The 13,957-nt window shown below is 70.3% G+C and carries 12 protein-coding genes and 1 pseudogene; 2 read left to right on the top strand and 11 right to left on the bottom strand.

Annotation, left to right across the window (positions count from 1 at the left end):
- Positions 1-41 precede the first annotated feature (41 nt).
- A complete protein-coding gene (locus ACYVD1_RS07145; protein WP_460769343.1) occupies positions 42-776 on the bottom strand; it encodes a septal ring lytic transglycosylase RlpA family protein in 735 nt (244 codons plus the stop codon).
- Positions 777-1,160: 384 nt separating this feature from the next.
- Here ACYVD1_RS07145 and ACYVD1_RS07140 point away from each other — a divergent pair, with 384 nt between their 5' ends.
- Entirely contained in the window at positions 1,161-2,330 is a 1,170-nt protein-coding gene (locus tag ACYVD1_RS07140) for an RNA-guided endonuclease InsQ/TnpB family protein (protein ID WP_460769341.1), read from the top strand.
- Between the two features lie 65 nt (positions 2,331-2,395).
- On the opposite strand, the gene ACYVD1_RS07135 is transcribed toward ACYVD1_RS07140, so the two are convergent.
- The 10 genes and pseudogenes from ACYVD1_RS07135 to ACYVD1_RS07090 all read right to left on the bottom strand — a co-directional run bounded on the left by ACYVD1_RS07135 (position 2,396) and on the right by ACYVD1_RS07090 (position 12,275).
- Entirely contained in the window at positions 2,396-3,643 is a 1,248-nt protein-coding gene (locus ACYVD1_RS07135; protein ID WP_460769339.1) for a protein phosphatase, read from the bottom strand.
- Positions 3,644-3,783: 140 nt separating this feature from the next.
- The gene (locus ACYVD1_RS07130) at positions 3,784-4,296 is read right to left on the bottom strand and encodes a GNAT family N-acetyltransferase (protein WP_460769336.1); all 513 of its coding nucleotides are present in this window, start codon (positions 4,294-4,296) and stop codon (positions 3,784-3,786) included.
- 252 nt (positions 4,297-4,548) lie between these two features.
- Entirely contained in the window at positions 4,549-5,769 is a 1,221-nt protein-coding gene (locus ACYVD1_RS07125) for a hypothetical protein (protein ID WP_460769334.1), read from the bottom strand.
- Positions 5,770-6,259: 490 nt separating this feature from the next.
- Positions 6,260-6,441, bottom strand: a pseudogene (locus ACYVD1_RS07120) (DUF397 domain-containing protein).
- Between the two features lie 3 nt (positions 6,442-6,444).
- Complete coding sequence (locus ACYVD1_RS07115; RefSeq protein WP_460769331.1) at positions 6,445-6,684, bottom strand: DUF397 domain-containing protein; 240 nt, start codon at positions 6,682-6,684, stop codon at positions 6,445-6,447.
- Between the two features lie 90 nt (positions 6,685-6,774).
- The gene (locus ACYVD1_RS07110) at positions 6,775-7,929 is read right to left on the bottom strand and encodes a uroporphyrinogen-III synthase (protein WP_460769327.1); all 1,155 of its coding nucleotides are present in this window, start codon (positions 7,927-7,929) and stop codon (positions 6,775-6,777) included.
- The gene (gene nirD / locus ACYVD1_RS07105) at positions 7,926-8,309 is read right to left on the bottom strand and encodes a nitrite reductase small subunit NirD (protein ID WP_460769324.1); all 384 of its coding nucleotides are present in this window, start codon (positions 8,307-8,309) and stop codon (positions 7,926-7,928) included. The genes ACYVD1_RS07110 and nirD overlap by 4 nt, the downstream gene beginning before the upstream one ends.
- Positions 8,306-10,831, bottom strand: a complete 2,526-nt coding sequence (gene nirB, locus ACYVD1_RS07100) for a nitrite reductase large subunit NirB (RefSeq protein WP_460769322.1) — start codon at positions 10,829-10,831, stop codon at positions 8,306-8,308. The genes nirD and nirB overlap by 4 nt, the downstream gene beginning before the upstream one ends.
- Before the next feature lie 224 nt (positions 10,832-11,055).
- Positions 11,056-11,793, bottom strand: coding sequence for a hypothetical protein (locus tag ACYVD1_RS07095; RefSeq protein WP_460769319.1), 738 nt, complete (start codon positions 11,791-11,793; stop codon positions 11,056-11,058).
- An 80-nt stretch (positions 11,794-11,873) separates the two neighbouring features.
- Entirely contained in the window at positions 11,874-12,275 is a 402-nt protein-coding gene (locus tag ACYVD1_RS07090) for a MerR family transcriptional regulator (RefSeq protein WP_460769316.1), read from the bottom strand.
- 52 nt (positions 12,276-12,327) lie between these two features.
- Between ACYVD1_RS07090 and ACYVD1_RS07085 the strand changes: the two genes are divergently transcribed.
- Positions 12,328-13,899 (top strand): MFS transporter, encoded by a 1,572-nt coding sequence (locus ACYVD1_RS07085; RefSeq protein ID WP_460769313.1) that lies wholly within the window; start codon positions 12,328-12,330, stop codon positions 13,897-13,899.
- The last annotated feature ends 58 nt before the right edge of the window (positions 13,900-13,957 follow it).

The raw sequence follows: 13,957 nt of genomic DNA, 5'->3' as shown, positions 1-13,957 counted from the left end.
CGGGTTCGGGGCGCGCCTGTGCTTGCTGTTCGGTGCGGGTTCTAGCCCACGACTTCCCAGTCGACCTGGCCCACGCCGGAGCCGGTGCCGATGATCTCGTCGAAGGCGGCCGTGGACAGGTCCAGGCAGCGGCCGTCGATGTAGGGTCCGCGGTCGTTGATGCGCACCGTGACCGAGGAGCCGTTGTTGGGGTTGGTGACCTCGACCATGGTGTCGAAGGGCAGCGTCTTGTGCGCGGCCGTCATGGCTTGGGTGTCGAAGGTTTCGCCGTTGGCGGTGGTGGAGCCGTGGAAGCCTTCACCGTAGAAGGAGGCCTCGCAGGTGCCGCCTTCGCCGCTGCCGCCGCCGGAGTCGCCTGAGCCTTCGGAGTCGTCGGAGCTGGTCTCGGGCTCCTCTTCCTCCTCGGGTTCCTCCAGGATGTCGGAGCCTGAGGCGGACAGGGACTGGGGATCGGCCACGGGGCTGTCTTCGTCGCCGTCGGCCTCGCCGTCCTGCTCCTCGCTCTCCTGCGGCTCCTCCACGACCAAGGTCTCGGGCTCGGCCTGCGGGGTGCTGGCGGCGCTGGTGGCGTCCTGCGGGTCGCCGCCGGTGGTGATGACCGCGGCCGCGGCGGTACCGCCCACGGCCAGGGTCAGGCCGGCGGCCGAGGCCACGACCAGTGCGCGCTTCTTGCGTGAGCGCGCGGCGGCCAGACGGGGGCCTACGGGGACGGTCGCGGCCTCGGTGGGCTCGTGGTGACCGTCGGCGGGTGGGAACTCGGGCTCGTGTTTGCCCACAGCGCAGTCCTTCGAACGGGAAACAGGGTGTGGCCCTCGCCCCGGCGTGGTGCTGTTGTGCCGTTAGGGGCGTGTGGCGCCATGTGGTGCGGGCCCCGGGGAGATGGGTGGGGCCGGGCACGCGGGAGGTGTGGGACCTCCGGTGGCCTTGCACGGGGTCTGAGCGCAGAGCCTAAGGGGTAACGCGAGCGTAACGGTACCGGAAAGGGAGAGTTTGTGGAACTTCTCACCTGTCTTGGGTGAGGATGCCTGGGCGTTCACGCCCGGGAGGAATCGCCCCGCCCGCTTCGGGGGTGAGGCTCAGCGACAGTTCCGCCGCCCAGCACAGACGTATTTCGTCGTTTGGCCCCACCAGTGACCAACGGGTCGTTAGTGTGTTCGACCATGAAGCTGGTGGTGCGGGTCAAACTCCTGCCCTCGCCTGAACAGGCGCGGGCCCTTAAGGAGACCCTGCACGCCTGCAACCGGGCCGCCAACCACGCCTCACAGATGGCCCAGACGACCGGGGCCCGGAACAAGTACGCCCTCCAGAAGAAGGTCTACACCGACCTCAAAGCCTCCTTCGGCCTCTCGGCACAGCCGACGGTACGGGTGATCGGCAAGGTCACCGACGCCTACACCACCCGGCAGGCCCACCTGAAGGCCGGCCACCTGGGCCGCAAGGGTTCGGCGCGCCGCCAGCGGGCCGAGGCCACGGCCATCAGCTTCCGCCCGGAGGCGGCCCAGCCCTTCGATGCGCGGTGTCTGTCCTGGCAGATGGATGCGCGCACGGTCTCGATCTGGACCACCCAAGGGCGGATGAAGAACCTGGCCTTGATCTCCTCACCCGGGCAGCTCAAAGTCCTGGCCCAGTACCAGCAGGGGGAGAGCGACCTGGTCTACCGGGACGGGCAGTGGTACCTGGCCGCGACCTGTGAGGTGCCCGAAGCTCCGCTGAATGAAGAGCCCGCGGGGTTTGTGGGGGTGGATCTGGGGATCGTGGAGATCGCCACCACCTCCACCGGCCAGCGCTACGCCGGACGCCGACTCAACCGGTACCGCAAGCGGCAGAACCGACTCCGGGCGAAACTGCAGAAGAAGAACACCAAGAGCGCCAAGCGCTTGCTCAAGCGCCAGCGCCGCAAGGAGGAGCGGCGGGCGCGGGACGTCAACCACCAGATTTCCAAGCACATCGTGGAGCGGGCCGAACGCACCGGCCACGGCATCGCCCTGGAAGACCTCAAGGGCATCCGTGGCCGGGTACGGCAGGCCAAGCAGAACCGCTCCGCGTTGCATTCGTGGAGTTTCGCCCAGCTGCGCGACTTCCTCTCCTACAAGGCTCGCAGGGCCGGGGTGCCCCTGGTGGTCGTGGATGCGGCCTACACCTCGCAGTCCTGCTCGGAGTGCGACCACACCAGCAGACGCAACCGGCCCTCCCGGGCCCGGTTTGTGTGCCGGGGGTGTGGTGTGGTGTTGCACGCCGACGTGAATGCTTCGCGCAACCTCGCCCGTCGGGGCGAGGCTGTGTGGATCGCGGGGCGCCAGTCAGCCGCCCCCGCACCCTCCCAACATTGAGGGGGTGCTGGACGCGGGAGGTCTCCTACCAGCCAGGTGGGCACCTACCCGCAAGCCCGCGGGCTTCACCCACGGGTCGTTGACCCACTGACCTGCACGGACCGCAGTGCGAGGCGGCGCGGGGGCATTCCCTGGGGGAAGAGGGTCCGGGCGGGGTCGGGCAGGTGGAGGCCGCTGAGTTCGGCGACCGCCCGGGACAGGGTCGGGTTGTCCAGGTGTCCGCCCACGGTGTGGATGAGGGTGGTCAGCGTGGGCAGGACCGGTGCGCCCAGGGCGGCGGTGGCGTAGCGGGCGGCCACGGCCGGGGTCCGGGAGGCGCCCGCCCAGCAGTGCAGGAACACCCGTTTGCCTTCGGCGCGCAGTGCGGCCACGGCCGCGGCGGCCTCGTCCAAGGTGAAGTGCGGGTTGGTGTTGCGGCCCGGGATGTCGTGCAGCCACACCCGGATCCAGTCGGTCCCGGGCAGGTGGGGTGCGTCGCTGGGGTGGGTGCGGCACAGCGAGACCACCGCGTCCACGTCCCGGGGGCGGGTGCGCAGGTGGTCGAGGTTGCCCAGCACCACGTCGGGATCCAAGGGATGGGGCACGGCGAAGGGCGGAAGGCGCCGCTCGGGCCGGGCCCGGATGGGTACCTCGGGCCACTGGTCGGGAAGCCGGCCACCACGGGCGCTGACCAGGGCTGCGCAGGTCAGGGCGTGGGGGTCGGTGTGCTCGCTCAGGCGGCGCAGCGCCTGTACGGGCAGGGCCGACACACCCCACCGAGCGCCGACCAGGGCGCCCGCGTACAGGGCGGCCAGGTCACCGCAGGAACGGTAGGCCGCCCAGACGGTCTCGACCAGGTGGGCGCAGGCGAAGGTGCCGCTGGCGGGGTCGTGGGAGGGGTGGGGTGTGTGCATGAGGGACCGCCAGGAGGCGCCCAGGGGGTCGTCGCTCGCGGTGTGTTCCAGCTCGGGCGCCTGTGCCGGTGGGATGGCGGTGCTCACCAGGGTGCGCAGGACCCGGGTCCAGGCGTGTGGGACGGGGTCGCTGGGGGTCGTGCGGGCAGGCGTGGGGGCGGCCACCGTTGCGGGAGCGGTGACGACCCGGGCCAGGGCCGTGTGGGCCAGGTGGGCCAACAGGGCGGTGCTGCGGGCGGAGCCTTCGTCGGGTCGGCCCGCGGGGTCGGTGGGTGGGCTGGCCGCCGCAGCGTACCGGGTCGCCAGGGCAGACGGGGTACCGATCAGGGCCGCGGCGGCCAGGGGGCCGAGCAGTGCGCCGACGGCGCGGTCGTAGGCGGGCTCTTCAGTGGGGCGTGAGGCCTTGGGCGCTGTGGGCATGGCCGTCCTCTGCGGGGGTGGGTCCGGTCGGGGTGTGGGACCTCGGGTGTGTGGCGGGGCCCTCCGGTGGCCTTCCCGGTACAGAGGTGTGGTGTGCACGGCTTGCCGGTTGTGGCCACGCCCGCGCGGCAGGCGCCCCTTCAGTGCAGGGGTTTTTCGTAGCGGGTGACCGGATGCCAGGTGGAGTCAGGGCCGAAAGACACCTGTCCGCGCTGCGCATAGCCGCGCTGCTGGTAGAAGGCGCGCAGCCGGTGGTTGCCCGAGACGCAGTCCAGGCGCACGCTCGTGTGCTGGCGGGCGGCGGCCGTGGCCTCAACCCAGGCCAGCACGCCGGCGCCCAGTCCGTGGCCGGAGGCGGAGCGGGCGACCATGAGCCCGTGCACGTAGGTGGCCTCCACAAGCGGGTCGGGCCAGATCAGCGGGTCCCGGGTGAGCAGGCGCACCGTCGCGACCAGGTCGTGGCCTTGGTGTAGCACCCACCACTGGCCGCTCTCGATCTGCTCGGCGATCTCGTGCGCGCCCACCTCCCCCGGTGCCCACTGCCGAACCCCGATCCGGGCCTGCCAGCGTGCGAGGTCGTCGCGCAGGTCCCGGATAGCGAGGGCGTCGGGGGCCTGGGCGGGGTGGAGCGCGGTGGGCGGGGGCGGCGGCAACTTCTCCTCCTAGTGTGTGGACGGCGCCGTCGACCAGGACGGCGTGGCCGCAACGGATTGTCCTGGGGCCTGGTACTCCGAACGGGGGGACTCTGGGGTGGATCGGCGCTCGATGTTCTCACGCGGGGTCCGGACTTGGGGTTCCTGTGTGCAGCTGCCCCGAAGCGGGTGAGCGCGCCTGATGTGCACCCGGACGCCGGGCTGGCTGGGTTGCTCTTGGGCATGCTGAGGCGGGCGGAAACGGTGCTTCCCCTAATCGAGGTCTGTGGGTTTGTGGGCCTTCTTGATCCGCTCGCGTGCCCAGGCAGCCACAGTTTGGGCGTTGGGCGACAGCCCTGGACCAGGGGGAAGCCAGAAGCCGCCCCGCGGGACCGGGTCGTCGGCAGGGGTGCGCCCCGTGTCGTTAAGGGAGGCAGCTATCTGACCCAACGTCTTTGGGCCCAAGGCGACGTCCTCTGGAGGAAAGTGTTCCGGGATCTCTGGCACCGATCCGCCCTGGGGTGATGCGTTGGGTTCCGGCGCGGGTTCGTGCATGAGTTCGTCAGGCACCGAGCGACACAGCCGCCCGCAGATCGCGCAGGTGTCACCAGGGATGTTGCGCACGGTCGGGTGCTCGGGGCAGGTGCCGGAGGCCTTTCCGCGGCTGTCCACCAGGAACTGTTTCGACTGGGTGAACGGGTCGTCCTCGCCCCAGTCTGACCATGGTGGTGTGGGCAACCTCGCTCCGTGGATGCCTCGGCCCAGAGTGCCGTCCAGGTAGCGACGTGCGGCACGCATGTCGCACAGCCGCTTCATGAGCGCCGGGAAGGGGCGCCACAAGCGCTCCAGCCCTGAGAGCAGTACCCGAACGTCGGCCTCGCCCAGGCCTTGGCGCAGGAGTTTCTCCACGGCCAGTGCCAACCGTTCCCGGTCCGCTCTCGGAGCGGACAGGAGTTTGTTGGGAATTCGATCAATAATTCCGAAGAGACCGATCCGGGTTTTTTTTCGGGTTTGCTTTCCTGTGGTTGAGGTACCACGGACGGAACCAGCCACCCCCTCTCCAGAACAGTCACTAGGGGAACAGTCTGTAGGTCGATCTGAGCTGGGGGTCAGCTCAACCTGAGCTAGGGTCGAGCGGCGACTCAACGACGGCCGGTTGTGCGTGGTGAGAGGCTCCTCCCCCAGCTGGGCGCGGCAGGCGTTGATCTCTGAGAGCGCCAACTCTGGGTAGTCCTCAGCGGGAACGAGGAGCTCCAGTACACACGGGAGCTGGTAGGTGGAGCGGCCAGGCTTGAGGTCCTCGGCGAAGAACGCGATGGTCTCCGAGCGCGTGAGTTTGCGGACGATGCCCGCGTCGGTCAGGTCGTCGATGGCGCGCTTGAGGCTGCTGACACTGAGGGTGCCGCCGGAGCGCTTGGCCAGGTTCTCCAGGAAGAAGAAGCACCAGCGACCGTCGACGTCGACCACGTTGGCGATGGCCATCAGGGCCGACACGGAGCGCTGTGTGGGCAGCAGGCCCTTGCTGAAGATCTGTTGGACCCAGATCGCGAGGATGAACCCGATCCCCTTGAGTGCACCCCGGGGGCGCTTGCGGGGCGGAGAAAACCCAGCCGGATTCGGAGTTTCGGATGTGCTGCAGGGGTGCGTGAGTGTAGACTCCACGGTGAGTCGCCTTACTGGTTCAGAATGCCTTACTGGTTCAGCATGAAGGTGGCTCAGTCGACAAACCTGTTTGTCCAGGCGTCGGCCATAACCCGACCGGGTGGTAGTGCGCCGGGTCGGGTTTTTCTTGTCGCGATCCAACCTAGCGATCCGAACAAGAGTTCGTGGTGCTTTCTCTCAGATCCACACAGGCGCGAGATCCGAGGAACAACCCACAAACCCAAAATGCGAAGCTCGCCACACTTGGCCCGTTTTGTGAAAGTGTTCTTTTCGCACAAAAACGGCCCTCCGTCGAAATGAAGGGCCGCTGGGGGAACTGAGGTCAACGGGTCAGGGAACGCACCTCGTCAAGCAGAGCCGCCCACTCCTGCGAAGCGAAGCTCAGATGCCCGGCCTCACGGTTCTGGGTGTCGCGAACATCCGCACCAGCAGCGCCCTGCGTGCCTGCACGCAGTTGGCTCCGTCGTCGGAGTAGGTGCTCTTGTGCCAGGCAATCGTTCTCATGGCTTACTTCTTCGCGGCAGCCAGGGCAGCGGTCCACTCTTCCTGAGCGAAGGCCAGGTGGCCCTGATCTCCGTTCTTCGTGTCACGAACGGCGCAGAAAGCAGGCTGCGCGCTCACCTCTCCCACCGCCCACTGCCTGACCCCGATCCGCACCTGCCAGCGTGCGAGGTCGTCGCGCAGGTCCCGGACGGCGAAGGCATCGGGGGCCCGGGCGGGCTCGAGCGCGGTGAGCGGGGGCGGCAACGTCTTCTCCTGAGGCTGCGGGGGCGCACGGTGCGGGCCTGGCGCGTCCACGCTAGCGGAGCCGGCTCCGTACGGGCGGGGCGAGGGTGCTCAGCACGGCTGGGTGTCCAAGGCCAGCCGGTAGCCGCGCTTGACGACGGTCTGGATGATCTTTGCGTCGCCCAGGGCGGTGCGCAGGCGGGCCACGGCGGTTTCGACGGCGTGGGAGTCGGCGTCCTCGCCCAGGCAGGTGAGCAGGTGGGCGCGGTCGCGGACCTGTCCGGGGCGGTGGGCCAGGGCGCGCATCAGGCGCATGAGGGTGGGCGAGAGGGTGTGGACGGTGCCGTCGACCAGGACGGCGTGGCCGCGCAGGCGCAGGTGGTGGCCGGCCACGCGCAGGGTGGGGAACCGGGCGGGGAGTTCTTTGGTGAGGGTGCGGACCTGGGCGCCGATGCGGGCGCGCTCGGGCCACAGGGTGGGGATGTCGTGGGCCATGAGGGGGCGGGCGGTGACCGGGCCCACGCACAGGGGCAGGACGTGGCCGCGTAGGGCTTGGATGAGGTGGGTGTCCTGGCCGGTGGTGTGGGCGCGGGTGAGGAGTCCGGCGGCGGCGGGGGCGCTGGTGAAGGTGACGGCGTCCACTCCCCCGGTGGTGATGGCGTCGATGAGGCGGTCCAGGGGTGCGGTGTGTTCGGGTTGGGTCCAGCGGTAGACGGGGACTTCGATGACCTCTGCTCCGGCCATGCGCAGGGCGGCGGTGAAGTCGGGCAGGGGTTCGCCGTGGAGCTGGATGGCTATGCGTAGTCCCTGGACGCCGTCGTGGAGGAGGTAGTCCAGGACTTCGGCCGAGGATTCGCAGGGTGGGGACCATTCCTCGTGGAGTCCGGCGGCGCGGATGGCGCCTTTGGCTTTGGGGCCGCGGGCCATCAGGCGTGAGGAGCGCATGCTGGTGAGGAGGGGGTCGGCCATGCCCCAGGTTTCGCAGGCCTCGACCCAGCCGCGGAAGCCGATGCCGGTGGTGGCCACGACGACGTCGGCGGGGTGGTGGGTGAGTTGTTCGGAGACGGTGGCCAGGCGTTGGTCGTCGCTGAGGGGGACGATGCGCAGGGCGGGTGCTGCGATGACGTCGGCGCCTTTGCGGCGTAGGAGGGCGCTGAGTTCCTCGGCGCGGCGGGCGGCGGTGACGGCGACGGTGAACCCGGCCAGGGGTGCGGTGGTGGCTTCGGGGGCGGGCGGTGCGTGCTCGTGGGGTAGGGCGGTGGTCACGGTGTCCCCTGCTCTGTGTGGGTGTGCTGTGGGTTGGTGGCGATCTGGATGGTGCCGTGGTGGACGCGGACCGGCCAGGTGGTCAGGCGGGTGTGGGGATCGTCCAGGCTCTGTCCGGTGCGCAGGGAGAAGACGTGTTTGAGCATGGGTGAGGCGACGGTGGGTTCGCCGGCGCGGTCGCCGACGATGCCGCGGGAGATGACGGTGGCGCCGGTGTGGGGGTCGAGGTTGTCGACGGCGTGCAGGTGGTGGTCGCGGGTGCGGAAGAGGGCGGCTTGGTGGCCGTTGGGGAGCAGGACGGCCAGGCCGATCTCGGGTTCGAGGCGGTGTTCGGGGCAGGCGGTGACCCAGTCGGTGGCGGTGGGGGTGAGGACGCTCATCGGGTGGTCTCCTGTGCGGCGTGCTGTGGGGTTCGGGTGGCGGGCATGCCCAGGTCGAGGGGGCCCGGTGCGGGTACGGGCTGGTCGCGGGTGGTGGTGAAGCTGATGGTGGGGTCGGGGGTGTGGGGTGCGTTGGTGAAGGAGACGAAGCGGGCGAGCTTGTCGGGGTCGGCCAGGACGGCGGCCCATTCGTCGGTGTAGGTGTGCACGTGGCGGGCCATGGCGGCCTCGAGTTCGTCGGCGATGCCGAGCTGGTCGTGGACCACGACCTCGCGCAGGTGGTCCAGGCCGCCCTCGAGGGATTCGATCCAGGGGGCGGTGCGCTGGAGGCGGTCGGCGGTGCGCACGTAGAACATCAGGAAGCGGTCGATGTAGCGGATGAGGGTGTCCTCGTCCAGGTCGCCGGCCAGGAGTTGGGCGTGGCGGGGGGTGAAGCCGCCGTTGCCGCCCACGTACAGGTTCCATCCGGTGTCGGTGGCGATGACGCCGAAGTCCTTGCTGCGGGCCTCGGCGCACTCGCGTGCGCAGCCGGAGACGGCGGACTTGAGTTTGTGGGGTGCGCGCAGGCCCCGGTAGCGCTCTTCCAGGCGGATGGCCAGTCCGACGGAGTCTTGGACGCCGTAGCGGCACCAGGTGGTGCCCACGCAGGACTTGACGGTGCGCAGGGATTTTCCGTAGGCGTGCCCGGATTCGAAGCCGGCCTCGACCAGGCGGGTCCAGATGGCGGGCAGCTGTTCGAGGCGGGCGCCGAAGAGGTCGATGCGCTGGCCGCCGGTGATCTTGGTGTAGAGGTCGAAGTCGCGGGCGACCTGGCCGATGACGATGAGTTTGTCGGGGGTGATCTCGCCGCCGGGGATGCGGGGCACCACCGAGTAGGTGCCGTTGCGTTGCAGGTTGGCCAGGTAGCGGTCGTTGGTGTCCTGCAGGGTGGCCTGTTCGCCGTCCAGGATGTGTCCGCCTCCCAGGGAGGCCAGGATGGAGGCGACGGCGGGTTTGCAGATGTCGCAGCCGCGTCCGGTGCCGTGGGCGGCGATGAGGGCGGAGAAGGTCGTGGTTTTGGTGGCGCGCACGATCTCCAGGAGGTCGGCGCGGGACTGGGTGAAGTGCTCGCACAGGGCCTTGGACTGGGTGATGCCCGACTGGGTGAGGATCTGCTTGAGCATGGGCACGCACGATCCGCAGCTGGTGCCTGCCTTGGTGCAGGACTTGAGTGCGGCCACGTCGTGTGCGCCGTCGTCGATGGCCTGGCACACCTGGCCCTTGGTGACGGGGTTGCAGGAGCAGATCTGCGCGTCCTCGGGCAGGGCGTCGGTGCCCAGGCCCGTGCCGCCTTCGGGGGTGATCAGGGCCAGGGGGTCGCCGGGCAGGGGTGAGCCCACCATGGGCCGCAGGGTGGCGTAGGCGGAGGCGTCGCCGACCAGGACGCCGCCGAGCAGGGTGGTGGCGTCGTCGGAGAGGACGAGTTTGGCGTAGCGGCCGCTGGCGGCGTCGTTGACGACCACGTCCAGGGCGCCGGGTGTGCGGCCGTGGGCGTCGCCGAAGCTGGCCACGTCCACGCCCAGGAGTTTGAGTTTGGTGGAGGTGTCGGCGCCGGTGAAGGTGGCGGTGCCGCCGACGAGGCGGTCGGCGAGGACTTCGGCCATGGCGTTGCCGGGGGCGATGAGGCCGTAGACGGTGCCGCGGTGGTGTGCGGCCTCGCCGATGGCGTGGATGCGGGGGTCGCTGGTGGTGCAGGTGTCGTCGATGGTGATGCCGCCGCGTTCGCCGAGGGTGAGTCCGGTGGTGCGGCCCAGGTCGTCGCGGGGGCGGATGCCCACGGAGAAGACCACCAGGTCGGTGTCGATGTGGTGGCCGCCTTCGAGGAGGAGGCGGGCGGCGCGGCCGTGGGGGTCGGCTTCGACGGCGGTGGAGGCGGTGCCGGTGTGCACGTGTACGCCCAGGTCGGTGACGAGGTGGTGGAGCAGGGCCGCGGCGCCTTGGTCGATCTGGGCGGGCATCAGGTGGGGTGCGAGTTCGACGATGTGGGCTTGCAGGCCCAGGAGGCGCAGGGCGTTGGCGGCTTCGAGCCCGAGGAGTCCGCCGCCGATGACGGTGCCGGTGCGGGCGCCTTGGGCGGCGGTGGTGAGGGCGTCCAGGTCCTCGATGGTGCGGTAGACGTGGCAGCCGGGCAGGTCGTGTCCGGGGATGGGCGGAACGAAGGGGGTGGATCCGGTGGCCAGGACGAGGTGGTCGTAGGGCAGGGTGCGGCCCGAGGAGGTGGTGACGGTGCGGGCGGTGCGGTCGATGGCGGTGGCCTGTTCGGCCACGTGTACGTCGATGCGGGGGCCGCGCAGGTCGCCCAGGGAGAGGTCGTGGGCGGTGGTGCCGTCGAGGTAGGAGGACAGGGCGACGCGGTCGTAGGCGGTGCGGGGTTCCTCGCCCACGATGGTGATGTGCCAGTGGTGGGCGGTGTCGCGGTCGCGGAGGGCCTCGACGAGCCGGTGGCCGACCATGCCGTTGCCGATGACGACGAGTTCTTCCATGGGGCGGCTCCTGCGTGGTGCGGGGGCGGACGGTCCTCAGGCAACCGGGTGGGTGTTTCGCGCCGGTTGGGTTGTGGTGTCCGGGGTGTTTCGTTGTGCTGTCACCGCAGGTGGGGGGTGCGTGATCGGGGCGCGGGGATGCCGGGTGGTGGCGCGGTGGGCCGAGCGCCCTGGTGTGCTGGGCGCGTGGGTTATGGAGAGCGCGGCGCCATGACCGCGGGCGGTCAGGGCTGGTGCGGGCCCTGACCGGGCGGCTGGGGCGGTTGTCCGCCGTGGGGCGGATAGGGCGGCGGCTGCGGTCCTGGGTAGGGGCCTTGGTAGGGGCCGTGTCCCGGGTAGGACTGGCGTTCTTGGCGGAGTCGTTGGCGGTGGCGGCCGCGGCGCAGTGCGGTGACGATGATGATGAGGACCCCGCCCACGATGCCCAGGAACGGTATGAGCAGGAAGGAGCCGAGCGCGCCGAACAGGTTGCCCAGGATGCCGCCGGTGGCGTCGTCGCCGTAGGCCAGGCCGAAGCGGACGTCCTCGGGGGCGTCGCAGGCGAGGGTGTACTCGCCGGGTTCGGTGAGGGTGGCCATGCCGATCATGGCCCAGGATCCGTCGGTGCCGTCGACCTCGTGGTTGAAGGTGGGGTAGTCGAAGGCGTGGGATTGGCCGTCGGTGTCGCTCAGGGCACAGGCGGTGTGGTCTACCGAGCTGGGTGAGCCGTAGAGCAGCCATCCGTCTTCGGGGTGTTGTTCGGCGTCGACGGTGAAGGTGGTGCTCTGTGCGCCTTGGGTGCGTGCCTCGAAGTCGGGCAGGGCCAGGGCCCGGATGATCATGATGATGAACAGGACCACGCCGAGAAGGATGGCGATGGGGATGAGCGCGCCGCCCACCCAGAACCAGGCGCGCGAGGGGCGCAGTTCGCGGGGGTCCACGTGCGGGGGCGGCCCGTAGGGGCCGGGGTTCGGTGCGGCCATGCGGTGAGTTTCGCATGGCTGACCTGCGCACAGGTGTGTTCTTGCCGCGATTTTGGTGGTGTGTTGTCGAACGTGTGCGCTCAGGCGGCGGGTTCGGTGGCACGGGTGGTGCCGGTGGTTTCGGTGGTCTGGTCGGGGGTGGCGGCGATGATGGCGTCCAGCAGGGCGCGGGCCGTGGTGAGTTCGCCGATGGCGGCGTCCATGCGGTCGCGTTCGCGCTGTAGGGGGTGGCGCATCTCGGCGCAGGTGGCGGCGACCTCGTGGCCCCGTCCGCGCACGCATGGCAGGACCACGGCGATGGTGGCGGTGGGCAGGCCCGCGGCGAGCAGGCTGCGGATGAGCCCGACGGTTTCGACGTCGTCGGGGGCGTATTCGCGGTATCCGCTGGGTGCGCGGTGGGGGTTGAGGAGCCCTTGTTCCTCGTAGTAGCGCAGGAGGCGGGGGGCGACCCCGCTGCGGCGCGACAGCTCTCCGATGCGCATGCGTCCTCCGACCCTTGACTCTCACACGGATGTGAGACTTTACCGTCGCCGCATGACACCAACAACCGATGGGCGTGCGGCCCGCGCCACCCGGCGCGAGTGGACCGGACTGGCCCTGCTTCTGTTGCCCACGCTGATGCTCACGAGCGACATCAGCGTGCTGTTCTTGGCCACCCCGCACCTGGCCGCCGACCTGCAACCCGGAGCCACCCAACTGCTGTGGATCAACGACGTCTACGGGTTCCTCATCGCCGGTTTCCTGGTCGCCATGGGGGCGGTGGGCGACCGGATCGGTCGGCGCCGACTGCTGGTGGTGGGCTCTGCGGCCTTCGCCGCGGCCTCGGTCCTGGCGGCCTTCTCCCCCACCGCGGAGTCGCTGATCCTGGCCCGAGCCCTGCTGGGGGTGGCCGGGGCGACCCTGATGCCCTCGGCGCTGGCGTTGATCACCACCATGTTCACCGATCCCCGTCAGCGGGCGAGTGCGATCGCGCTGTGGGTGACGTCCATGTCGGTGGGCATCACCGTGGGGCCGCTGATGGGCGGTGCGCTCCTGGAGTTCTTCTGGTGGGGGTCGGTCTTCCTCCTCAACGTGCCGGTGATGGCGGTCGTGGCGGCGCTGGCGCCGTTCCTGCTGCCCGAGCACCGCTCCCCCGGCGCGGGCGTGCCCGACCTGGTCAGTGTGCTGTTGTCCCTGGCCACGGTGCTGGCGCTGGTGTACGGGTTCAAGAACCTGCCCGGGCAAGGGTGGTCCGCCGACGTGGTGGCGGCGCTGGTGGCCGGCGCCTCGGCGGGGTGGGTGTTCGTGCGCAGGCAGCGCTCGCGGGCCCGCCCCCTGCTGGACCTGTCGCTGTTCTCGCTGCCCGCCTTCAGCGGTGCGCTGGTGTTGTTGCTGGTGGGCGCGGCGGCGGTCAACGGGGTGGAGTTCCTCTACCCGCAGTACCTGCAGTTGGTGGAGGGCATGTCGCCGCTGTGGGCGGGGCTGTGGACCATCCCCGGGGCCCTGGCCGTGGTGGTGGGCTCGCTGCTGGCCCCCTTGGCGGCGCGGCGCGTGCGGCCCGGCGTGGTCGTGGGTCTGGGGTCGGTGGTGGCGGCCGCCGGGTTCGCGGCGATGGCGTCGGTGGGAGCGGGAGCAGGGCTTGCGGTACTGGTCGGCGGGCTGGTCGTGGTGCAGCTGGGGGTGGCGCCCCTGCTGGTGTTGGGCACCGACCTGGTGGTGGGCGCGGCCCCGGCCGAACGGGTCGGATCGGCCTCGGCGGTCTCGGAGACCGGTGGGGAGTTGGGGGTGGCCCTGGGGATCGCCGTGGCGGGCAGTGTGAGCGGGGCCGTCTACCAGGCCAGGCTGGACCCGGCGCTACCCGACGAGGTGCGCGGTACTGGTGCCGAGGGCGCGGCGCAGACGCTGGGCGGTGCGGTGGCGGCGGCAGAGGACTTGCCCGCGGGGGCGGGTACGGCCCTGCTGGGGGTCGCCCGGCCCGCCTTCACCGAAGGTGTGGCGGTGGCCGCGGGGGTGAGTGCGGTCCTGGCGCTGGTGTGCGCTCTGGTGGCACTGGTGTTCCTGCGCTCTGCGGGTGTGCGCACCGAGGAGGGTGCCGAGCCGGGGCGTCACGGGCGAGGGATCACCTGACCTTTGAGGGTTTCTTCGCCAGACTGCCTGATAGTTGGTGTGTGTCCTGAAAAAAGTC

The organism is Nocardiopsis nanhaiensis (genome assembly GCF_054778635.1).
The sequence above is the reverse complement of the archived record's forward strand: the minus strand, read 5'-3'. Positions and strand labels throughout refer to the sequence as shown.